Consider the following 22711-nt stretch of genomic DNA (forward strand, 5'->3'; position numbering starts at 1 on the left):
GGCCACGGACCATCCACACGGCGCGCTTGACCACGGCAGCCGGCCGGCTCGAATGTGCGTCTGGCCTCCTGCTAACGTGGAATCATGGTCCCCCCTGCCGACATCCTTGAACTGCTGCAGCGTCCGGCTACAGAGGTCGCGCCCTACCTTTTGGGCGCACTGGTGAGGCACGAGACTCCTGAAGGGCCCGTCGTCGTACGTTTGACGGAGGTCGAAGCGTACTTGGGCCCGGCCAATTCCCCTGACCCGGACCCCGGGGCGCACAGCTACCGCGGACAGACGAACCGCAACGCCGTCATGTTCGGGCCGCCGGGTCATCTGTATGTCTATTTCACGTACGGCATGCACTATTGCGCGAACCTTGTGTGCCGCCCGGTTGGAACATCGTCGGGGTGCCTGATGAGAGCCGGCGAGATTGTGGAGGGACTGGAACTGGCCCGATCCCGCCGTCCCACCGCCAAGCGCGATTACGAGCTCGCGCAAGGACCTGCCAGGCTGACCAAGGCCATGGGCATCAGCGCCGTACACAACGGGCTTCCCGCGCTGGGAGGCGAGGTCACCGTCACGCTGCCTGCCGAGCCGTCGACGCGCGTCATGACGGGCCCGCGGGTTGGTATCAGCGGCCCGGGGGGAACGGTCGACTACCCCTGGCGCTTTTGGATTGACGGCGACCCCACCGTGTCCAGGTTCAAGCCCGGAGTGGTCCGCACTCCTCGCCGGTCCGCGTTAATCGTTCCGAGTCGTGGCGCTTAACCAGGTTCAGTTCCCACCGGCACACGTGTGTTAAATCTCGACGCCGTCCTTGCCACGGGTGGCACGCTCGGTGCCGCGGCGGCGCTGCTGGAGCGCGCGGGCGCGGTGGTTGCCGGCGCCGGCGTCGTTCTGGAAATTGAGGCATTAGCGGGCAGGACCAATCTTCCCGGCCGCGATGTTTTGTCCCTGCTGCACGTGTAGTCGGTGCCGCCAGCGCTGCACGTTCCCGCACGTGCAGCAATGTAAGGGGTGAGGCGGCCAGTACGCATGACACCCACCTGCCAACGCGCGTACCCCTTGCCGCGCTGGCGGGTATAGAATTGACGGTCCGCCTTTTGGACGACCGCCTTCGGTACACAGGAGCCTTTTACATGTATGACGCCGAGCTGGCCCATGAACGTTTCTACGTTGATGGCCTCTACGCCCGACTGGACGAACTTCGCGCAGAAAAGATCGAACAGCTCAGTGAAGTCCGCCGCACCAAGTCGATGGGCACGCACCAAAACCGTTCCGAGCGAGATGCCTTTGCCGCGCTGTATGAGACGCGGCTGGCCCAGCTGAACGCCGTTGACGACAAGCTCGTCTTTGGACGCTTGGACCTGGACAACGGCGAGCAGCGCTACATCGGACGAATCGGCCTCTCCACCGAGGACCTGCGCCAGCTGATGGTTGACTGGCGGGCGCCGGAGGCCGGCACGTTTTACCAGGCCACCGCCTTTGAGCGGCTGGGAGTGCGCCGGCGCCGTCATCTGATCCTGAAGGGTCGCAACGTCAAGGCCATTGAAGATGAAGTCCTGGACCACACCATGCTCGTGGAAGGCGAACACTTGCAGGGGGAGGGCGCGCTACTCGCGGCACTGAACTCCAAGCGGACTGGCCGCATGAGCGACATCGTGGGTACCATCCAGTCCGAACAGGACCGCATCATCCGTTCGCCCCTGAGCGGGGCACTCGTTGTGCAGGGAGGGCCCGGAACCGGGAAGACCGCCGTGGCCCTTCACCGTGCCGCCTACCTGCTGTACACGCACCGCGAGCGGCTGGCCTCCGCCGGGGTGCTTCTGGTGGGCCCCTCCAGCGCGTTCATGAAGTACATCGAACGGGTCCTACCCTCTCTTGGCGAGACCGGCGTTGTCATGGCAAGCGTCGGCCACCTGCTGCCCGGCATCAGCGCCACCGCCGTCGAATCCCCGGAGGTGGCACGCCTCAAGGGCCGCATCGACATGGCCCGAGTCATCGCCAACGCCGTTGCCAACCGCCAGCGGCTCCCGCGAGGCGATGCCAGGCTCGACGTCGAAGGCACCCGCCTGGTGCTGACCGCCCGCCAAGTGCGCCGGGCCAGGGACAAGGCGCGCGCCACGGGCAAGCCGCACAACGAGGCCCGCCTGACGTTTGTGAAGATCCTGTTGCGCGAGCTGACAGATCAACTGCGCGAGCACATCGAAGCCAGCGGCACGGGCAACACCGCTGACCGTTCCTACCTGGCCGAGGACGTCCGTTCCTCCCGGGACGTGCGCATCATGCTCAACCTTTGCTGGATGCCCATGGGCGCGCAAAAGCTGGTCCGTGAGCTGTTCAGCAAGCCGGAGATTCTGCGCGCCGTGGCACCCGGATTCACGGACGCGGAACGCGAGCTGCTCCTGCGCCCTGAGGATGCGCCGTGGACGGAGTCGGACGTGCCGCTGCTGGATGAGGCAGCCGAACTCCTGGGAGAGCTTGACATCACAGGTGGCCGTGCAGGGGCCGCACACGACGCCCAGCGCCGGCGCGACCTCGCCAACGCCGAAAAGGCCATCGCCAACATGGACCAGCAGCTGGAGGACTCCGGCGTGAACGGCATGCTCACCGCCGAACAGCTGGCCGATTACAACGTGGTCGACGGCGAACACCTGAGCAATGCCGACAGGGCGCTGACCGACAGGACCTGGGCCTATGGCCACGTGGTGGTCGACGAGGCGCAGGAGCTCTCTCCCATGCAGTGGCGACTGTTGGTGCGCCGCTGTCCCGTGAAATCGTTCACGATCGTGGGTGACATCGCCCAGACCAGTTCCGCGGCCGGCGCCGACTCGTGGCGCCAGGCCCTTTCACCCTTCATGGGGGAGCGGTGGTCCATGGAGGAGCTGACCGTCAACTACCGCACGCCGGCGCAGATCGCCGAGTCCGCCGTGCGCATGGCCAATGCGGCCGGCCAGGTGGTCTCCGCCCCCAAGGCCGTGCGCGACGGCGAATGGGAACCGATTGTTGACCACGTTGCCGCAGGTGCCTTGATCGAGCGGGTGGTGGCGGTCATGGACGAAGAGACAGCGGCAGTGGACGGCGGGCTTGTGGCAGTCATTGCCCCGCGCGGCATGGTCGCTGAAACGGCCGCCGCCCTGCGTGCCGTCTACGGCCACAGGGTGGGCCACGGTGCGGGCTCCGTCGAGCAGGACATCGTGGTGATCGATCCGCACGAGGCCAAGGGCCTTGAGTTTGACGGGGTGGTCATTGTGGAACCGGCGGCCTTGCTGGCCGGCGCAGGCGGACGCGTCGGCGACCTTTACGTTGCCATGACCCGCCCCACCCAGCGACTGCGCTTGATAGCCGCCGAGCCGCTGCCGGAGGGAATCGAAGCGTAAGGGTCGGGCGCGCGAGGCGGGAGAACCGGCGTCGTGCTGGTAATTTTGTGGTGTGTCTTTGCAAACTGAACTCCGCGCCCCCGAGAACGACCCCAGCTTCGCCAACGTCTGGCAGGAGCTTAAGTGGCGCGGCCTGGTCCAGGTCTCCACCGACGAGGCCGCGCTCGAAGAACTGCTGGCCGGCGAGCCCATCACGTACTACTGCGGCTTTGACCCCACTGCCCCCAGCCTGCACCTGGGCAACTTGGTGCAGCTGCTGACCATGCGGCGCATGCAGTTGGCCGGACACCAGCCGCTGGGCCTGGTGGGCGGCTCCACGGGCCTGGTCGGGGATCCGCGTCCGACGGCAGAGCGCACCATGAACTCAAAGGAAACGGTGTCCGAGTGGGTCGGCTACCTGCAGGGCCAGGTGCAGCGCTTCCTGTCCTTTGAGGGGGAAAACGCTGCCCGCATGGTCAACAACCTGGACTGGACCGCGCCCATGAGCGCCATCGATTTCCTCCGCGACATTGGCAAGTACTTCCGGGTCGGCACCATGATCAAGAAAGACATTGTTGCCTCCCGCCTGAACTCGGACGAGGGCATCAGCTACGCCGAATTCAGCTACCAGATACTCCAGGGCATGGACTACCTTGAGCTGTACCGCCAGTATGGTTGTGTGCTACAGCAGGGCGGATCCGACCAGTGGGGCAACCTTACGAGCGGTACCGACCTGATCCGCAAGGTCGAGGGCGCCTCCGTGCACGCGCTGGGGACACCGCTGATCACCAATTCCGACGGCACCAAGTTCGGCAAGAGCGAAGGCAACGCCATCTGGCTCGACGCCGCCATGTGCAGCCCGTTTGACATGTACCAGTTCTGGCTCAACACGGCCGACGCCGACGTGGCCGACCGACTGAAGGTGTTCACCTTCCTCTCGCGGGAGGAAATCGCCGCACTCGAGGTTTCCGTTGCCAAGAGGCCACACCTCCGCGAGGCCCAGCGCACGCTCGCTTTTCAGGTCACATCCCTCGTGCACGGGGTGGATGCGACGTCGAAGGTCATTGCCGCCTCGGCGGCGCTGTTCGGCCAAGGCAACCTCGATGAGCTGGACGAGGAAACCCTTGCCTCTGCAACCCGCGAATTGCCGCGTTCATCCGCGCCGGCCGAAGGGCTTTCCATCGTTGACCTGCTGGTGGTGTCCGGCCTTTCCAATAGCAACTCGGCAGCGCGCCGTACAGTGGGGGAGGGCGGTGCATATGTCAACAATTCCAAGATCACCGACCCGGACGCTGTTCTTGGCGCCGCAGATGCGCTGCATGGCAAGTACCTGTTGATGCGTCGCGGAAAGCGCACGCTTTCCATGGTGGAGCTCGCCGGCTGAGGTATCCGGTGGTCTAGTTGGTGTGTGGTGGGGTGGGTTGTGTTTGATTTGCGTTGGGGGTGGGTGGCTGTGTAGTGTTCTATCTGTTGCTTGCGCGACGCTGGGCACCCTGCTTGCGGGGAAGGGCCCGCCATGTCGCAAGAAGCCAAAACCCTTAATTATTTGAATGAATACAGTCGTCTTTTCGATTGGGTTTGTTTGGTTGGAATGTGGGATTTGTGGGATTTATGGAGTGATGAGCCGCACAGGGTGCGGATTGGACAAAGTGAATTCCGATGAAATAAAGTATAGATGTTGTGCCGATGAAATCTAAGTGAGAAAAACATTTAGTGATTACTCGGACGCGGTTGTTGTTTGAGAACTCAATAGTGTGCCAAGTTTTATTGATACCAATTTATTGTTTTATGGATTGGTTATTTGGTTGTGTGTTGCCGCCCCTGTGGTGATGCATGATCGTTTAGCTGGTTTCGAATTTAGTGCATGGCTTCGTGTCTTTTTCCGGTGCGTTGTTGTGTGTCTGTTTGTTTTATTAACGGAGAGTTTGATCCTGGCTCAGGATGAACGCTGGCGGCGTGCTTAACACATGCAAGTCGAACGATGATCCGGTGCTTGCATCGGGGATTAGTGGCGAACGGGTGAGTAACACGTGAGTAACCTGCCCTTAACTCTGGGATAAGCCTGGGAAACTGGGTCTAATACTGGATATTGACTTTCTGCCGCATGGTGGGGGGTTGAAAGCTTTTGTGGTTTTGGATGGACTCGCGGCCTATCAGCTTGTTGGTGGGGTAATGGCCTACCAAGGCGACGACGGGTAGCCGGCCTGAGAGGGTGACCGGCCACACTGGGACTGAGACACGGCCCAGACTCCTACGGGAGGCAGCAGTGGGGAATATTGCACAATGGGCGCAAGCCTGATGCAGCGACGCCGCGTGAGGGATGACGGCCTTCGGGTTGTAAACCTCTTTCAGTAGGGAACAAGGCCGCACGTTGTGTGGTTGAGGGTACTTGCAGAAGAAGCGCCGGCTAACTACGTGCCAGCAGCCGCGGTAATACGTAGGGCGCAAGCGTTATCCGGAATTATTGGGCGTAAAGAGCTCGTAGGCGGTTTGTCGCGTCTGCCGTGAAAGTCCGGGGCTCAACTCCGGATCTGCGGTGGGTACGGGCAGACTAGAGTGATGTAGGGGAGACTGGAATTCCTGGTGTAGCGGTGAAATGCGCAGATATCAGGAGGAACACCGATGGCGAAGGCAGGTCTCTGGGCATTAACTGACGCTGAGGAGCGAAAGCATGGGGAGCGAACAGGATTAGATACCCTGGTAGTCCATGCCGTAAACGTTGGGCACTAGGTGTGGGGGACATTCCACGTTTTCCGCGCCGTAGCTAACGCATTAAGTGCCCCGCCTGGGGAGTACGGCCGCAAGGCTAAAACTCAAAGGAATTGACGGGGGCCCGCACAAGCGGCGGAGCATGCGGATTAATTCGATGCAACGCGAAGAACCTTACCAAGGCTTGACATGGACTGGAAACGCCCGGAAACGGGTGCCCCGCTTGCGGCCGGTTTACAGGTGGTGCATGGTTGTCGTCAGCTCGTGTCGTGAGATGTTGGGTTAAGTCCCGCAACGAGCGCAACCCTCGTTCTATGTTGCCAGCGGGTAGTGCCGGGGACTCATGGGAGACTGCCGGGGTCAACTCGGAGGAAGGTGGGGACGACGTCAAATCATCATGCCCCTTATGTCTTGGGCTTCACGCATGCTACAATGGCCGGTACAATGGGTTGCGATACTGTGAGGTGGAGCTAATCCCAAAAAGCCGGTCTCAGTTCGGATTGGGGTCTGCAACTCGACCCCATGAAGTCGGAGTCGCTAGTAATCGCAGATCAGCAACGCTGCGGTGAATACGTTCCCGGGCCTTGTACACACCGCCCGTCAAGTCACGAAAGTTGGTAACACCCGAAGCCCATGGCCCAACCCGCAAGGGAGGGAGTGGTCGAAGGTGGGACTGGCGATTGGGACTAAGTCGTAACAAGGTAGCCGTACCGGAAGGTGCGGCTGGATCACCTCCTTTCTAAGGAGCACCAGGCACCTGCACGGGGTCCGCATGGACCGTTCGTGGGGGGTGCGTGGAGTATGGCCTGCTGCCGGGACGCATGTTTCCGGGCGGGCCGCTCAAGGGTGGAATATCAATAAAGCAGCCGATGATCGGCATCCGGCGACCTGGTTTGAGTACGGCACTTTCCCTTGCGGGGGTGTGTGGAAAGGACTGTTTGGGTTGGTGGGTGTGTGGGTTTTCATGCGTTTGGCACACTGTTGGGTCCTGGAACAACAACGTTCCCGTTGCCTTCCCTTGGTTGGGGGGGTGGGGGTGTTGTGTTTCGTGGTTTTCCCGTGCATGGCCGGTTCGCCGGGTGGTGCTGGTGCCCCTTTTTGGGGTGTTGGTGTTCCCTGGCGGGGTGGTGTGTGTTGGGGTTGTTGTTTGAGAACTATATAGTGAACGCGAGCATCTTATAAAGGAAGCAATTTCTTTGAGTATGTTTGAACCTGGATCTGATGCTGCCGGCGCCCTGTGGGGTGTTGGTGGTGGCGGTTTCATGGTTCTCTCGATAAGTGTTTTAGTGTGTGTTGACTGTTTTTTGTGGTCAAGTTTTTAAGGGCACACGGTGGATGCCTTGGCATTAGGAGCCGAAGAAGGACGTAGGAATCTGCGATAAGCCTCGGGGAGTTGATAACCGAACTTTGATCCGAGGGTGTCCGAATGGGGAAACCCCGCCACCGGTCGTGAGGCCAGGTGGTGACCCGCACCTGAATATATAGGGTGTGTGGGGGGAACGTGGGGAAGTGAAACATCTCAGTACCCACAGGAAGAGAAAACAATAGTGATTCCGTCAGTAGTGGCGAGCGAACGCGGATCAGGCTAAACCGTGCCATGTGTGATAGCCGGCGGGCGTTGCATGGTCGGGGTTGTGGGAGTTGCCGTACTGGTCCTGCCGGGCCGGTGGGGGGTTAGGTGCGTGTATAGGTGAAGGGCTTTGAATGGCCTGCCGTAGAGGGTGAGAGTCCCGTAACCGAAATGCATGGCACGCCTCCGGGTGATTTTTCCCAAGTAGCACGGGGCCCGAGAAATCCCGTGTGAATCTGTCAGGACCACCTGATAAGCCTAAATACTACCTAATGACCGATAGCGGACAAGTACCGTGAGGGAAAGGTGAAAAGTACCCCGGGAGGGGAGTGAAATAGTACCTGAAACCGTGTGCTTACAATCCGTCAGAGCCGCCGCGCCCCCTTGGGGGTGGTTGTTGTGGTGATGGCGTGCCTTTTGAAGAATGAGCCTGCGAGTTAGTGTTACGTCGCGAGGTTAACCCGTGTGGGGAAGCCGTAGCGAAAGCGAGTCTGAACAGGGCGTTGCAGTGGCGTGATCTAGACCCGAAGCGAAGTGATCTACCCATGGCCAGGTTGAAGCGTGTGTAAGAGCGCGTGGAGGACCGAACCCACTTCAGTTGAAAATGGAGGGGATGAGCTGTGGGTAGGGGTGAAAGGCCAATCAAACTTCGTGATAGCTGGTTCTCCCCGAAATGCATTTAGGTGCAGCGTTGCGTGTTTCTTGCTGGAGGTAGAGCTACTGGATGGCTAATGGGCCCTACAAGGTTACTGACGTCAGCCAAACTCCGAATGCCGGCAAGTGAGAGCGTGGCAGTGAGACTGTGGGGGATAAGCTTCATAGTCGAGAGGGAAACAGCCCAGACCACCAACTAAGGCCCCTAAGCGTGTGCTAAGTGGGAAAGGATGTGGGATTGCTTAGACAACCAGGAGGTTGGCTTAGAAGCAGCCATCCTTAAAAGAGTGCGTAATAGCTCACTGGTCAAGTGATTCCGCGCCGACAATGTAGCGGGGCTCAAGTACACCGCCGAAGTTGTGGATTTCAAACATGTACCCTAGCCGTGGATTCGTTCCGTGGTTCAGGGGTTTGGAGTGGTAGGGGAGCGTCGTGTGGGCATGGAAGCCGCAGTGTGAACTAGCGGTGGAGCCCACACGAGTGAGAATGCAGGCATGAGTAGCGAAAGACGGGTGAGAAACCCGTCCGCCGAATGATCAAGGGTTCCAGGGTCAAGCTAATCTGCCCTGGGTAAGTCGGGACCTAAGGCGAGGCCGACAGGCGTAGTCGATGGACAACGGGTTGATATTCCCGTACCGGTGAAGAACCGCCAATGTTGAGCCGGTGATACTAACCGCCCAAACCGCCATTTGCGTGCCTTCGGGCCAGGAATGTGTGGGGCGCGTGGGAACTGAACCGGGGAGGCAAGCGTATTAACAGGTGTGACGCAGGAGGGTAGCCAAGCCGGGCGATGGTTGTCCCGGTCTAAGGATGTAGGGAACGCGATAGGCAAATCCGTCGCGTGGCCATTGGGTTGGCGCTCCTGAGATCTGACGGGACCCCCGCAAGGGGGAATTTGGTGATCCCATGCTGCCAAGAAAAGCATCGACGCGAGGTTCGGACCGCCCGTACCCCAAACCGACACAGGTGATCAGGTAGAGAATACCAAGGCGATCGAGAGAATTATGGTTAAGGAACTCGGCAAAATGCCCCCGTAACTTCGGGAGAAGGGGGGCCTGCCCCGTGAAGGGACCATCGCGTCCCGTGAGCGGGTGTGGGCCGCAGAGACCAGGGGGAAGCGACTGTTTACTAAAAACACAGGTCCGTGCGAAGTCGCAAGACGATGTATACGGACTGACTCCTGCCCGGTGCTGGAAGGTTAAGAGGACCGGTTAGCCGCACTCGTGCGGCGAAGCTGAGAATTTAAGCCCCAGTAAACGGCGGTGGTAACTATAACCATCCTAAGGTAGCGAAATTCCTTGTCGGGTAAGTTCCGACCTGCACGAATGGAGTAACGACTTCCCCGCTGTCTCAACCATAAACTCGGCGAAATTGCAGTACGAGTAAAGATGCTCGTTACGCGCAGCAGGACGGAAAGACCCCGAGACCTTTACTATAGTTTGGTATTGGTGTTCGGAGTGGCTTGTGTAGGATAGGTGGGAGACTGTGAAACCGTCACGCCAGTGGCGGCGGAGTCATCGTTGAAATACCACTCTGGTCACTTTGGACATCTAACTTCGGCCCGTAATCCGGGTCAGGGACAGTGCCTGATGGGTAGTTTAACTGGGGCGGTTGCCTCCTAAAGAGTAACGGAGGCGCCCAAAGGTTCCCTCAGCCTGGTTGGCAATCAGGTATCGAGTGTAAGTGCACAAGGGAGCTTGACTGTGAGACAGACATGTCGAGCAGGGACGAAAGTCGGGACTAGTGATCCGGCGGCACATTGTGGAATGGCCGTCGCTCAACGGATAAAAGGTACCTCGGGGATAACAGGCTGATCTTGCCCAAGAGTCCATATCGACGGCATGGTTTGGCACCTCGATGTCGGCTCGTCGCATCCTGGGGCTGGAGTAGGTCCCAAGGGTTGGGCTGTTCGCCCATTAAAGCGGTACGCGAGCTGGGTTTAGAACGTCGTGAGACAGTTCGGTCCCTATCCGCTGCGCGCGCAGGAAATTTGAGAAGGGCTGTCCTTAGTACGAGAGGACCGGGACGGACGAACCTCTGGTGTGTCAGTTGTACTGCCAAGTGCATCGCTGATTGGCTACGTTCGGATGGGATAACCGCTGAAAGCATCTAAGCGGGAAGCCCGCTTCAAGATGAGATTTCCATGCACCTAGCGTGTGAGAGGCCCCCAGCAGACCACTGGGTTGATAGGCCGGACGTGGAAGCGAGGACTAAAGACTCGTGAAGCCGACCGGTACTAATAGGCCGATAACTTACACCACAAAAACAACACCACATGCCCGCGTTCACTATATGGTTCCCCAACAACAAACCCAACAGGTTTGCGCCCCGGGAAAAACCAGCACACCCCACCCACCCCCCCAAAGGGGCCGGGAAGGGCGTGTATAATCAAATACTGTTGTCCACAACAGGACACCAACTACAGAATTCCCCCGCACCACCGAAACCCCAACACCAAGGGGCCGGCACCGCGGGCGGAGGAAGAGTTACGGTGGTCATAGCGTGGGGGAAACGCCCGGTCCCATTCCGAACCCGGAAGCTAAGACCCACAGCGCCGATGGTACTGCATTCGAGAGGATGTGGGAGAGTAGGACACCGCCGGACAACACCAACAGGGTAGAGGCCCCAACACACCAGTGTTGGGGCCTCCCCAACTTTAACCCCACAAACACCGCACGCCGTCCGTTCCACGCCTGGACATGCACGACCGATGTCCGATGCACGTTCGCGAGTGTCCTTCGATTGGGTACTCAGCTGCTACACCGGCGTCGCGGACCATTCATGCGTTGGGGAGTGGCCGGGCCTGCCGACGCCGTGGGACGTCCGAGGTAGTCTCACGGGCGCGTGCAGATTGCAAAGAACGGCAAGCCGGCAGCAGCGCTCATCAGTCCTGAGGGCTTTGAACTGCTTGTACAGCTGGAGATGCCTCTTGGCCTCTCGGAATACTGGCCGCCAAGGCTGCAGATGACGGAGGTTGCGCAGGCTTGGACGAGCTACGCCCTGAGTTTGGCGCGTGATCCCATACATCGTCGAGCTCGCCACCGCTGCCGCGAAAGAACTTCAGAAACTGGATACAGGGGTTGGCCGTCGCATCCTCGCCGGACAATGGCCACCCCGGACGGGCAGCAAACCTAGCCACCCCCACCTCATAGTGTCCCGGTGGGCTCGAACTGGATCCAGGCCCACAAGCCGCCAAGGCTTGTCGGGGAGAGCAATGCGTAGCGGATACGCGTCGGGGACTACCAGAGTGCTTTACGACGTCGATGGTGGACGGCTGCTTGCCACTGTTCGAGGCGCCCACCGGCGGCAGGTGTACAAGTAGCCGGCGGATTTGCCCCTGTCTTGTTGGTGTGTGGTGGGGTGGGTTGTGTTTGATTTGCGTTGGGGGTGGGTGGCTGTGTAGTGTTCTATCTGTTGCTTGCGCGACGCTGGGCACCCTGCTTGCGGGGAAGGGCCCGCCATGTCGCAAGAAGCCAAAACCCTTAATTATTTGAATGAATACAGTCGTCTTTTCGATTGGGTTTGTTTGGTTGGAATGTGGGATTTGTGGGATTTATGGAGTGATGAGCCGCACAGGGTGCGGATTGGACAAAGTGAATTCCGATGAAATAAAGTATAGATGTTGTGCCGATGAAATCTAAGTGAGAAAAACATTTAGTGATTACTCGGACGCGGTTGTTGTTTGAGAACTCAATAGTGTGCCAAGTTTTATTGATACCAATTTATTGTTTTATGGATTGGTTATTTGGTTGTGTGTTGCCGCCCCTGTGGTGATGCATGATCGTTTAGCTGGTTTCGAATTTAGTGCATGGCTTCGTGTCTTTTTCCGGTGCGTTGTTGTGTGTCTGTTTGTTTTATTAACGGAGAGTTTGATCCTGGCTCAGGATGAACGCTGGCGGCGTGCTTAACACATGCAAGTCGAACGATGATCCGGTGCTTGCATCGGGGATTAGTGGCGAACGGGTGAGTAACACGTGAGTAACCTGCCCTTAACTCTGGGATAAGCCTGGGAAACTGGGTCTAATACTGGATATTGACTTTCTGCCGCATGGTGGGGGGTTGAAAGCTTTTGTGGTTTTGGATGGACTCGCGGCCTATCAGCTTGTTGGTGGGGTAATGGCCTACCAAGGCGACGACGGGTAGCCGGCCTGAGAGGGTGACCGGCCACACTGGGACTGAGACACGGCCCAGACTCCTACGGGAGGCAGCAGTGGGGAATATTGCACAATGGGCGCAAGCCTGATGCAGCGACGCCGCGTGAGGGATGACGGCCTTCGGGTTGTAAACCTCTTTCAGTAGGGAACAAGGCCGCACGTTGTGTGGTTGAGGGTACTTGCAGAAGAAGCGCCGGCTAACTACGTGCCAGCAGCCGCGGTAATACGTAGGGCGCAAGCGTTATCCGGAATTATTGGGCGTAAAGAGCTCGTAGGCGGTTTGTCGCGTCTGCCGTGAAAGTCCGGGGCTCAACTCCGGATCTGCGGTGGGTACGGGCAGACTAGAGTGATGTAGGGGAGACTGGAATTCCTGGTGTAGCGGTGAAATGCGCAGATATCAGGAGGAACACCGATGGCGAAGGCAGGTCTCTGGGCATTAACTGACGCTGAGGAGCGAAAGCATGGGGAGCGAACAGGATTAGATACCCTGGTAGTCCATGCCGTAAACGTTGGGCACTAGGTGTGGGGGACATTCCACGTTTTCCGCGCCGTAGCTAACGCATTAAGTGCCCCGCCTGGGGAGTACGGCCGCAAGGCTAAAACTCAAAGGAATTGACGGGGGCCCGCACAAGCGGCGGAGCATGCGGATTAATTCGATGCAACGCGAAGAACCTTACCAAGGCTTGACATGGACTGGAAACGCCCGGAAACGGGTGCCCCGCTTGCGGCCGGTTTACAGGTGGTGCATGGTTGTCGTCAGCTCGTGTCGTGAGATGTTGGGTTAAGTCCCGCAACGAGCGCAACCCTCGTTCTATGTTGCCAGCGGGTAGTGCCGGGGACTCATGGGAGACTGCCGGGGTCAACTCGGAGGAAGGTGGGGACGACGTCAAATCATCATGCCCCTTATGTCTTGGGCTTCACGCATGCTACAATGGCCGGTACAATGGGTTGCGATACTGTGAGGTGGAGCTAATCCCAAAAAGCCGGTCTCAGTTCGGATTGGGGTCTGCAACTCGACCCCATGAAGTCGGAGTCGCTAGTAATCGCAGATCAGCAACGCTGCGGTGAATACGTTCCCGGGCCTTGTACACACCGCCCGTCAAGTCACGAAAGTTGGTAACACCCGAAGCCCATGGCCCAACCCGCAAGGGAGGGAGTGGTCGAAGGTGGGACTGGCGATTGGGACTAAGTCGTAACAAGGTAGCCGTACCGGAAGGTGCGGCTGGATCACCTCCTTTCTAAGGAGCACCAGGCACCTGCACGGGGTCCGCATGGACCGTTCGTGGGGGGTGCGTGGAGTATGGCCTGCTGCCGGGACGCATGTTTCCGGGCGGGCCGCTCAAGGGTGGAATATCAATAAAGCAGGTGCCTGGCGGCACGGGCCGGCCCGGTTCTAGTACGGCTCCTTTTTTGCGCTTGCGTGGAAAGGGGGTGGGGAACGGATCATGGAGGGTTGGTTTGTGGTGTTGGGTGGTGTTTGGCACACTGTTGGGTCCTGGAACAACAACGTTCCCGTTGCCTTCCCTTGGTTGGGGGGGTGGGGGTGTTGTGTTTCGTGGTTTTCCCGTGCATGGCCGGTTCGCCGGGTGGTGCCGGTGCCCCTTTTTGGGGTGTTGGTGTTCCCTGGCGGGGTGGTGTGTGTTGGGGTTGTTGTTTGAGAACTATATAGTGAACGCGAGCATCTTATAAAGGAAGCAATTTCTTTGAGTATGTTTGAACCTGGATCTGATGCTGCCGGCGCCCTGTGGGGTGTTGGTGGTGGCGGTTTCATGGTTCTCTCGATAAGTGTTTTAGTGTGTGTTGACTGTTTTTTGTGGTCAAGTTTTTAAGGGCACACGGTGGATGCCTTGGCATTAGGAGCCGAAGAAGGACGTAGGAATCTGCGATAAGCCTCGGGGAGTTGATAACCGAACTTTGATCCGAGGGTGTCCGAATGGGGAAACCCCGCCACCGGTCGTGAGGCCAGGTGGTGACCCGCACCTGAATATATAGGGTGTGTGGGGGGAACGTGGGGAAGTGAAACATCTCAGTACCCACAGGAAGAGAAAACAATAGTGATTCCGTCAGTAGTGGCGAGCGAACGCGGATCAGGCTAAACCGTGCCATGTGTGATAGCCGGCGGGCGTTGCATGGTCGGGGTTGTGGGAGTTGCCGTACTGGTCCTGCCGGGCCGGTGGGGGGTTAGGTGCGTGTATAGGTGAAGGGCTTTGAATGGCCTGCCGTAGAGGGTGAGAGTCCCGTAACCGAAATGCATGGCACGCCTCCGGGTGATTTTTCCCAAGTAGCACGGGGCCCGAGAAATCCCGTGTGAATCTGTCAGGACCACCTGATAAGCCTAAATACTACCTAATGACCGATAGCGGACAAGTACCGTGAGGGAAAGGTGAAAAGTACCCCGGGAGGGGAGTGAAATAGTACCTGAAACCGTGTGCTTACAATCCGTCAGAGCCGCCGCGCCCCCTTGGGGGTGGTTGTTGTGGTGATGGCGTGCCTTTTGAAGAATGAGCCTGCGAGTTAGTGTTACGTCGCGAGGTTAACCCGTGTGGGGAAGCCGTAGCGAAAGCGAGTCTGAACAGGGCGTTGCAGTGGCGTGATCTAGACCCGAAGCGAAGTGATCTACCCATGGCCAGGTTGAAGCGTGTGTAAGAGCGCGTGGAGGACCGAACCCACTTCAGTTGAAAATGGAGGGGATGAGCTGTGGGTAGGGGTGAAAGGCCAATCAAACTTCGTGATAGCTGGTTCTCCCCGAAATGCATTTAGGTGCAGCGTTGCGTGTTTCTTGCTGGAGGTAGAGCTACTGGATGGCTAATGGGCCCTACAAGGTTACTGACGTCAGCCAAACTCCGAATGCCGGCAAGTGAGAGCGTGGCAGTGAGACTGTGGGGGATAAGCTTCATAGTCGAGAGGGAAACAGCCCAGACCACCAACTAAGGCCCCTAAGCGTGTGCTAAGTGGGAAAGGATGTGGGATTGCTTAGACAACCAGGAGGTTGGCTTAGAAGCAGCCATCCTTAAAAGAGTGCGTAATAGCTCACTGGTCAAGTGATTCCGCGCCGACAATGTAGCGGGGCTCAAGTACACCGCCGAAGTTGTGGATTTCAAACATGTACCCTAGCCGTGGATTCGTTCCGTGGTTCAGGGGTTTGGAGTGGTAGGGGAGCGTCGTGTGGGCATGGAAGCCGCAGTGTGAACTAGCGGTGGAGCCCACACGAGTGAGAATGCAGGCATGAGTAGCGAAAGACGGGTGAGAAACCCGTCCGCCGAATGATCAAGGGTTCCAGGGTCAAGCTAATCTGCCCTGGGTAAGTCGGGACCTAAGGCGAGGCCGACAGGCGTAGTCGATGGACAACGGGTTGATATTCCCGTACCGGTGAAGAACCGCCAATGTTGAGCCGGTGATACTAACCGCCCAAACCACCATTTGCGTGCCTTCGGGCCAGGAATGTGTGGGGCGCGTGGGAACTGAACCGGGGAGGCAAGCGTATTAACAGGTGTGACGCAGGAGGGTAGCCAAGCCGGGCGATGGTTGTCCCGGTCTAAGGATGTAGGGAACGCGATAGGCAAATCCGTCGCGTGGCCATTGGGTTGGCGCTCCTGAGATCTGACGGGACCCCCGCAAGGGGGAATTTGGTGATCCCATGCTGCCAAGAAAAGCATCGACGCGAGGTTCGGACCGCCCGTACCCCAAACCGACACAGGTGATCAGGTAGAGAATACCAAGGCGATCGAGAGAATTATGGTTAAGGAACTCGGCAAAATGCCCCCGTAACTTCGGGAGAAGGGGGGCCTGCCCCGTGAAGGGACCATCGCGTCCCGTGAGCGGGTGTGGGCCGCAGAGACCAGGGGGAAGCGACTGTTTACTAAAAACACAGGTCCGTGCGAAGTCGCAAGACGATGTATACGGACTGACTCCTGCCCGGTGCTGGAAGGTTAAGAGGACCGGTTAGCCGCACTCGTGCGGCGAAGCTGAGAATTTAAGCCCCAGTAAACGGCGGTGGTAACTATAACCATCCTAAGGTAGCGAAATTCCTTGTCGGGTAAGTTCCGACCTGCACGAATGGAGTAACGACTTCCCCGCTGTCTCAACCATAAACTCGGCGAAATTGCAGTACGAGTAAAGATGCTCGTTACGCGCAGCAGGACGGAAAGACCCCGAGACCTTTACTATAGTTTGGTATTGGTGTTCGGAGTGGCTTGTGTAGGATAGGTGGGAGACTGTGAAACCGTCACGCCAGTGGCGGCGGAGTCATCGTTGAAATACCACTCTGGTCACTTTGGACATCTAACTTCGGCCCGTAATCCGGGTCAGGGACAGTGCCTGATGGGTAGTTTAACTGGGGCGGTTGCCTCCTAAAGAGTAACGGAGGCGCCCAAAGGTTCCCTCAGCCTGGTTGGCAATCAGGTATCGAGTGTAAGTGCACAAGGGAGCTTGACTGTGAGACAGACATGTCGAGCAGGGACGAAAGTCGGGACTAGTGATCCGGCGGCACATTGTGGAATGGCCGTCGCTCAACGGATAAAAGGTACCTCGGGGATAACAGGCTGATCTTGCCCAAGAGTCCATATCGACGGCATGGTTTGGCACCTCGATGTCGGCTCGTCGCATCCTGGGGCTGGAGTAGGTCCCAAGGGTTGGGCTGTTCGCCCATTAAAGCGGTACGCGAGCTGGGTTTAGAACGTCGTGAGACAGTTCGGTCCCTATCCGCTGCGCGCGCAGGAAATTTGAGAAGGGCTGTCCTTAGTACGAGAGGACCGGGACGGACGAACCTCTGGTGTGTCAGTTGTACTGCCAAGTGCATCGCTGATTGGCTACGTTCGGATGGGATAACCGCTGAAAGCATCTAAGCGGGAAGCCCGCTTCAAGATGAGATTTCCATGCACCTAGCGTGTGAGAGGCCCCCAGCAGACCACTGGGTTGATAGGCCGGACGTGGAAGCGAGGACTAAAGACTCGTGAAGCCGACCGGTACTAATAGGCCGATAACTTACACCACAAAAACAACACCACATGCCCGCGTTCACTATATGGTTCCCCAACAACAAACCCAACAGGTTTGCGCCCCGGGAAAAACCAGCACACCCACCCACCCCCCCAAAGGGGCCGGGAAGGGCGTGTATAATCAAATACTGTTGTCCACAACAGGACACCAACTACAGAATTCCCCCGCACCACCGAAACCCCAACACCAAGGGGCCGGCACCGCGGGCGGAGGAAGAGTTACGGTGGTCATAGCGTGGGGGAAACGCCCGGTCCCATTCCGAACCCGGAAGCTAAGACCCACAGCGCCGATGGTACTGCATTCGAGAGGATGTGGGAGAGTAGGACACCGCCGGACAACACCAACAAGGGTAGAGGCCCCAACACACCAGTGTTGGGGCCTCCCCAACTTTAACAACCAACTACCACACGCCCGGATCAGACCGCCGCAGCCACCGCAATATTCTCAAGCCCCACCAGTCCGAACGGCAGGCCGAAAACCCCGTGGGAACCAATCGACGTCGTACGTAGTGACGGTGAAGGATGCCTCTGTAGGCTGGGAAGATGGACGGTATTTTTTCGCATGCTCCCAAGCGGCGTTCCGAATTCGCGCAGGGCAACGGACTCGAAGCACGGACTGCCGCAGTGCTAGTCCCCGTACAAGCCGAATTCGCCTTTGACGGCTTCACCGATGGCGTCCATCTGTGGTGGCCCATGGCGGCCTATAGCGGGTACGGTTCGGAAGCCCACGCCGGTTTCGAGGGTCGCAGGCTTATCGAGAACGCCCCGGACGGCCGTGAGCAGCTGTGGGCAGAAGTTCGGGAGTGGCTGCCGCCTTCGTCCCTGGGGCTCGACTGGTATTTGGCGGGGAATCCGCTCGCCCCGACGACCCTCACGGTGAAGTTTGACCCCGTCGAGCGAGGCACGCGCGTGACGCTCGTTCACAACGGCTGGGCCGACGGCGTACTGGGGCGGGAGCAATACGACAAGTACTGTGATTGGCCACTCATCTTGGCCAAGTACGCCAGATTCATGGGTGGGGCTCCGAGCCTCGACTAGACTGTAGTGGGGTCATTTGGGCCCAAGATTTTGGCAGTATGAGATCAATAGTGAAGAGCGGCTGTTACTGTGCCAGTTGGTGCGCTCAAAGGTTTAGGAGTCGGCATGGCTGAGCAACACGGTGGCAACCGCGAAGGAAATTCACAGGGACGCAGCGGCGGAGACTTTAACGGCGAAAACCGCGGCGTCTCCGGCGGCCGCCCCTACGGTGAACGTCCGCCCGCCGGGGATCGCAAGGAACGCAAACCCTACACCGGGCCCGATGACCGTGGCGGCCAGGGCGGCCGTCCCTACGGTGATCGTCCGGCCCGTTCGGGTGGGGACCGTCCCTACGGTAATCGTGACGACCGTGGCGGCCAGGGTGGCCGTCCCTACGGTGATCGTCCGGCCCGTTCGGGTGGGGACCGTCCCTACGGTAATCGTGACGACCGTGGCGGCCAGGGTGGCCGTCCCTACGGTGACCGTCCGGCCCGTTCGGGTGGGGACCGTCCGTACGGCAATCGTGACGACCGTGGCGGCCAGGGTGGCCGTCCCTACGGTGACCGTCCGGCCCGTTCGGGTGGGGACCGTCCGTACGGCAATCGTGACGACCGTGGCGGCCAGGGTGGCCGTCCCTACGGTGACCGTCCGGCCCGTTCGGGTGGGGACCGTCCGTACGGCAATCGTGACGACCGTGGCGGCCAGGGTGGCCGTCCCTACGGTGACCGTCCGGCCCGTTCGGGTGGGGACCGTCCGTACGGCAATCGTGACGACCGTGGCGGCCAGGGTGGCCGTCCCTACGGTGACCGTCCGGCCCGTTCGGGTGGGGACCGTCCGTACGGCAATCGTGACGACCGTGGCGGCCAGGGTGGCCGTCCCTACGGTGACCGTCCGGCCCGTTCGGGTGGGGACCGTCCGTACGGTAATCGTGACGACCGTGGCGGCCAGGGTGGCCGTCCCTACGGTGACCGTCCGGCCCGTTCGGGTGGGGACCGTCCCTACGGTAATCGTGAGAACCGCGGCGCAGACCGCCCCGTGGTCAACGGACGACGTGAAGACCGCAAGCCCTTTGGTGACCGAGGCCAGCGCGGCTCGGATCGCCCTCATGGCAACCGGGACGACCGCGGTAGCGCCGGCGACGACCGCCGCGACGGCCGTGGGGAACGCCCGGCACGCCAAGGGGGCGACCGCCCGTATAGCAGCCGTCCCCAGGGAGACCGCGAAGGCGGCGGCCCCCGCACACCGCCGCCCCGCAACTCAGCAGACCTGCGCAGCTCGAATCGGGCGGACCGCGCCCGCTCGCCGGAAATTGACCAGGACGTCACCGGTGAAGAGCTCGATAAAGTCACCCGGGCCCAGCTGCGCATCCTGGATTCCCGCAACAACGAATGGGTCTCCAAACACCTGGTCATGGCCGGTCGGCTGATCGACTTTGAGCCGGAGCTGGCCTTCGAGCACGCGCTGGCCGCAAGCCGCCGAGGTGGCCGCCTGGCCTGCGTCCGTGAGGCAGTCGCCATGACCGCCTACGCCGCCGGCAACTACTCGGAAGCGCTTCGGGAATTGCGCACGTACCGCCGCATCAGCGGTTCCAATGTGCACCTGCCGCTCATGGCCGACTGCGAACGCGGGCTGGGACGACCGGACAAGGCACTGGACTTGATCCAGTCGGAAGAAGCCGAAACGCTGGACACTGCCGGCAAGGTGGAACTGGCCATCGTCGAATCCGGTGCCCGTGGCGACCTCGGCGACCTCGACGCCGCACTGTCAGTTTTGGAAATCCCGCAGTTGGACATGAATCGCGCCTTCTCCTTCAGTCCCCGTCTTTTCCGGGCCTACGCCATGGTGCTGCGCGCCGCCGACCGCAAGGCGGAGGCCAAGACGTGGGAACGCCAGGCGCTGGTGGCCGAGGAGGCCCTCGGCCTCGACGACACCACAGACTCGATCATCGTGGACCTGGGCGACGATGAGGACATCCCGCTGGACGCGCCCCGGGTGCGCGTCTCCGATGTCATGGAGCCGGCCGCCGCGCCGGCGTCCGCCGGGCGGGACAATCCCACCAACGAACACGACGAGACCGAAGTGGACGACGCCGAATCGGACTACTTCGAGTCCGACGACGTGGAATCCGACGAAGCCAGCGCGGAAGAGGCCGTAGATCGGCCGGACGCCGAGCTCGATCAGCGGGACGGGGATCTTGGCGAGTCCGAACACCGGGACGAGGACTAGAGCCTTGCCCTCGGAGACCTTGCTGAGCGGTTTTGACGCCGTCCTCGCCGATTTGGACGGCGTGGTATACGCCGGGCCGAACCCCATCCCCGGCGCCATCGACGCGCTGGGGGGACTGGCCGGCGTCGACGTGAAGCTGGGGTACGTGACCAACAACGCCTCACGCACCCCGGCCCACGTGGCGGCGCACCTCCGCGAACTCGGCGCCCCCGCCGAAGACGACCAGGTGGTCAGCTCGGCCCAGGCCGGCGCCGCACTCCTGGCCGGAAAGTTTCCTCAGGGCAGCAAGGTTCTGGTGGTGGGCAGTGCGGCACTGGTCCGCGAGATTGAGCTGGTGGGCATGACGTCCGTGGAAAGCGCGGAGGAACGCCCCGACGTCGTCATCCAGGGCTTTGACCCGCAGCTGGGTTGGCAGGCCCTCGCCGAGGCCGCGTTTGCCATCAACGCGGGCGCCGCGTGGATCGCCACCAACACGGACATGACCATCCCGCAGGACCGGGGCATCGCGCCCGGCAACGGGACGATGGTGGCGGCTGTGCGCGCTGCCGTCGACCACGACCCCCTCGTGGCCGGCAAGCCGGAGGCGCCGCTGTTCCATACGGCGGCCCGGCGCCTGGGCGCACGGAAGCCGTTGGTGGTCGGCGACCGCCTGGACACCGACATCCTCGGCGGCAACAACGCCGGCATGGCCACGGCTCTGGTGCTCACCGGCGTTGACTCCGCGGAATCGGCGCTCGAGGCCAGGTCCGCCGAGCGCCCGCGCTTCATCATCGCCTCGCTCAAGGAGTTGTACCAGCCGTATCCCGAGGTGGAGCACGACGCCGGACGCGTTACCTGCGGTGCCGCTGCCGCGGCCGTGGCGGACGGCGTCCTGACCATCACCGGAAGCCAGGACGACCTAAACGCCTGGCGCGCCGGCTGTGCCGCCTGGTGGGCCGCCGTCCCTGAAACAGACACAGTCACCGGCCCACGGCTGGTGTGGAAAAACCCGGAATAATGAATCGCATGGATGCGGAACTCACAGGCGACCCCGCCGTGGATGCTGTTGTGGCTCGCGCGGGGGAGGCCGCAGGGCTGCCCACCGCCGACCACAGCGGGTTCTACACATCGCTCATGGAACAGTTGCAGCGCGAGCTTGACGCCGACCCCGCAGCACACATTGCTGCCGGCACCGGAACCGGCTCCGCGGCCGGGGCCGATGGCGGGGCCGAATGACCCGGCTCGACCAGGAACTGGTGGACCGCCGGCTGGCCCGCTCCCGCACGTTGGCAGCCGCCCTGATCAAGGCCGGGCGGGTCAGCGTCAATGGCACACCGGCGGCCAAGCCTTCCCTGTCAGTCGGCCCTGATGCCGACATTGACATTGCCCGCGACGCCGGCCCCGACTACGTCTCCCGCGCCGGCCACAAGCTGGCCGGCGCCTTGGCCTGCTTTCCGCAGGTCACTGTCGCCGGCAAACGGTGCTTCGACGCCGGCGCCTCCACCGGTGGCTTCACCGACGTCCTGCTGCGCAACGGCGCCGTCCGCGTGGCCGCCGTCGACGTGGGCCATGGCCAGCTGGTCCAGGAACTGCGCGGGGATCCCCGCGTGGACGTCCATGAAGGCGTCAACATCCGCTACATGGACGCCGCTGAGATCGGCGGACCCGCCGACCTGACAGTGTGCGATCTGTCCTTCATTTCCCTCACCCTGGTCATGGGACCCCTCGCCCTCGCGACACGACCAGGCGGGGACCTCCTGCTCATGGTCAAGCCACAGTTCGAGGTGGGCCGCGAACGGCTGGCGAGGACCGGCGTCGTCAGCAGCGAAAACGAACGGCGGCGCGCCGTCGGACAGGTGGCCCGGTCCGCGCTGGCCAACGGCCTGGCCCTGCGTGGGCTCGGCACCAGCGCACTGCCCGGGCAGGACGGAAATGTGGAGTATTTTCTGTGGGCAAGCCGCGAAGTGTCGGCGGGGACACATAAGATCGAAGAACAGGGCCGTGCCGTGGAGGGATTGCTGGCACAGCTCTGGCCCTGACGCCTACCTTGAGGAAGCCCAC

10 protein-coding genes and 6 rRNA genes are annotated in these 22711 nt (G+C 60.6%); 15 read left to right on the plus strand and 1 reads right to left on the minus strand.

Annotated features, from left to right (window positions below; genetic code table 11):
• Positions 1–84: 84 nt before the first annotated feature.
• The 11 genes from DMB86_RS08740 to DMB86_RS08785 all read left to right on the plus strand — a co-directional run bounded on the left by DMB86_RS08740 (position 85) and on the right by DMB86_RS08785 (position 18466).
• Positions 85–753: a DNA-3-methyladenine glycosylase gene (locus DMB86_RS08740; RefSeq protein ID WP_113717433.1), complete on the plus strand. Its 669-nt coding sequence runs from the start codon at positions 85–87 to the stop codon at positions 751–753.
• A 27-nt stretch (positions 754–780) separates the two neighbouring features.
• A complete protein-coding gene (locus DMB86_RS20575) occupies positions 781–954 on the plus strand; it encodes a type I phosphoribosyltransferase (protein ID WP_171814429.1) in 174 nt (57 codons plus the stop codon).
• 170 nt (positions 955–1124) lie between these two features.
• Positions 1125–3365, plus strand: a complete 2241-nt coding sequence (locus DMB86_RS08745) for a HelD family protein (protein ID WP_113717434.1) — start codon at positions 1125–1127, stop codon at positions 3363–3365.
• A gap of 52 nt (positions 3366–3417) precedes the next feature.
• Positions 3418–4728, plus strand: a complete 1311-nt coding sequence (gene tyrS, locus DMB86_RS08750; RefSeq protein ID WP_113717435.1) for a tyrosine--tRNA ligase — start codon at positions 3418–3420, stop codon at positions 4726–4728.
• A gap of 529 nt (positions 4729–5257) precedes the next feature.
• Positions 5258–6792, plus strand: a 16S ribosomal RNA gene (locus tag DMB86_RS08755).
• A 569-nt stretch (positions 6793–7361) separates the two neighbouring features.
• A 23S ribosomal RNA gene (locus DMB86_RS08760) occupies positions 7362–10538 on the plus strand.
• Positions 10539–10764: 226 nt separating this feature from the next.
• Positions 10765–10881 (plus strand): 5S ribosomal RNA (rrf, locus tag DMB86_RS08765).
• A gap of 1253 nt (positions 10882–12134) precedes the next feature.
• Positions 12135–13669: ribosomal RNA gene (locus DMB86_RS08770) — 16S ribosomal RNA — on the plus strand.
• 577 nt (positions 13670–14246) lie between these two features.
• Positions 14247–17423: ribosomal RNA gene (locus DMB86_RS08775) — 23S ribosomal RNA — on the plus strand.
• Between the two features lie 225 nt (positions 17424–17648).
• Positions 17649–17765: ribosomal RNA gene (rrf, locus tag DMB86_RS08780) — 5S ribosomal RNA — on the plus strand.
• The 16S, 23S and 5S rRNA genes sit together here, the layout of an rRNA operon.
• A gap of 206 nt (positions 17766–17971) precedes the next feature.
• Positions 17972–18466 carry an SRPBCC domain-containing protein gene (locus DMB86_RS08785; protein WP_113717436.1) on the plus strand — a complete coding sequence of 165 codons (495 nt, stop codon included), beginning with the start codon at positions 17972–17974 and terminating at the stop codon, positions 18464–18466.
• A gap of 141 nt (positions 18467–18607) precedes the next feature.
• Here DMB86_RS08785 and DMB86_RS20745 read toward each other — a convergent pair whose 3' ends face one another.
• Positions 18608–19552 carry a hypothetical protein gene (locus DMB86_RS20745; RefSeq protein WP_193926272.1) on the minus strand — a complete coding sequence of 315 codons (945 nt, stop codon included), beginning with the start codon at positions 19550–19552 and terminating at the stop codon, positions 18608–18610.
• Here DMB86_RS20745 and DMB86_RS20750 point away from each other — a divergent pair.
• From DMB86_RS20750 to DMB86_RS08805, 4 genes are read left to right on the plus strand one after another with little or no spacing between them, the layout of a single operon-like run.
• Positions 19481–20671, plus strand: a complete 1191-nt coding sequence (locus tag DMB86_RS20750; RefSeq protein ID WP_193926273.1) for a tetratricopeptide repeat protein — start codon at positions 19481–19483, stop codon at positions 20669–20671. The two genes, DMB86_RS20745 and DMB86_RS20750, sit on opposite strands and share 72 nt — an antisense overlap.
• A 4-nt stretch (positions 20672–20675) precedes the next feature.
• Entirely contained in the window at positions 20676–21668 is a 993-nt protein-coding gene (locus DMB86_RS08795) for an HAD-IIA family hydrolase (RefSeq protein WP_113717437.1), read from the plus strand.
• Between the two features lie 8 nt (positions 21669–21676).
• A complete protein-coding gene (locus DMB86_RS08800) occupies positions 21677–21886 on the plus strand; it encodes a hypothetical protein (RefSeq protein WP_113717438.1) in 210 nt (69 codons plus the stop codon).
• Positions 21883–22689, plus strand: coding sequence for a TlyA family RNA methyltransferase (locus tag DMB86_RS08805; RefSeq protein ID WP_113717439.1), 807 nt, complete (start codon positions 21883–21885; stop codon positions 22687–22689). Before DMB86_RS08800 ends, DMB86_RS08805 begins: the two co-directional genes overlap by 4 nt.
• The last annotated feature ends 22 nt before the right edge of the window (positions 22690–22711 follow it).

It is taken from the genome of Arthrobacter dokdonellae (genome assembly GCF_003268655.1).
GTDB lineage: Bacteria > Actinomycetota > Actinomycetes > Actinomycetales > Micrococcaceae > Specibacter > Specibacter dokdonellae.

Bases quoted from the DNA above. Each gene is read 5' to 3' on its own strand.
- DMB86_RS08785 (WP_113717436.1), top strand. From the start codon at position 17,972: ATGGACGGTATTTTTTCGCATGCTCCCAAGCGGCGTTCCGAATTCGCG.
- DMB86_RS08745 (WP_113717434.1), top strand. From the start codon at position 1,125: ATGTATGACGCCGAGCTGGCCCATGAACGTTTCTACGTTGATGGCCTC.
- DMB86_RS08805 (WP_113717439.1), top strand. From the start codon at position 21,883: ATGACCCGGCTCGACCAGGAACTGGTGGACCGCCGGCTGGCCCGCTCC.
- DMB86_RS08800 (WP_113717438.1), top strand. From the start codon at position 21,677: ATGGATGCGGAACTCACAGGCGACCCCGCCGTGGATGCTGTTGTGGCT.
- DMB86_RS20745 (WP_193926272.1), bottom strand. From the start codon at position 19,552: ATGAGGGCGATCCGAGCCGCGCTGGCCTCGGTCACCAAAGGGCTTGCG.
- DMB86_RS08740 (WP_113717433.1), top strand. From the start codon at position 85: ATGGTCCCCCCTGCCGACATCCTTGAACTGCTGCAGCGTCCGGCTACA.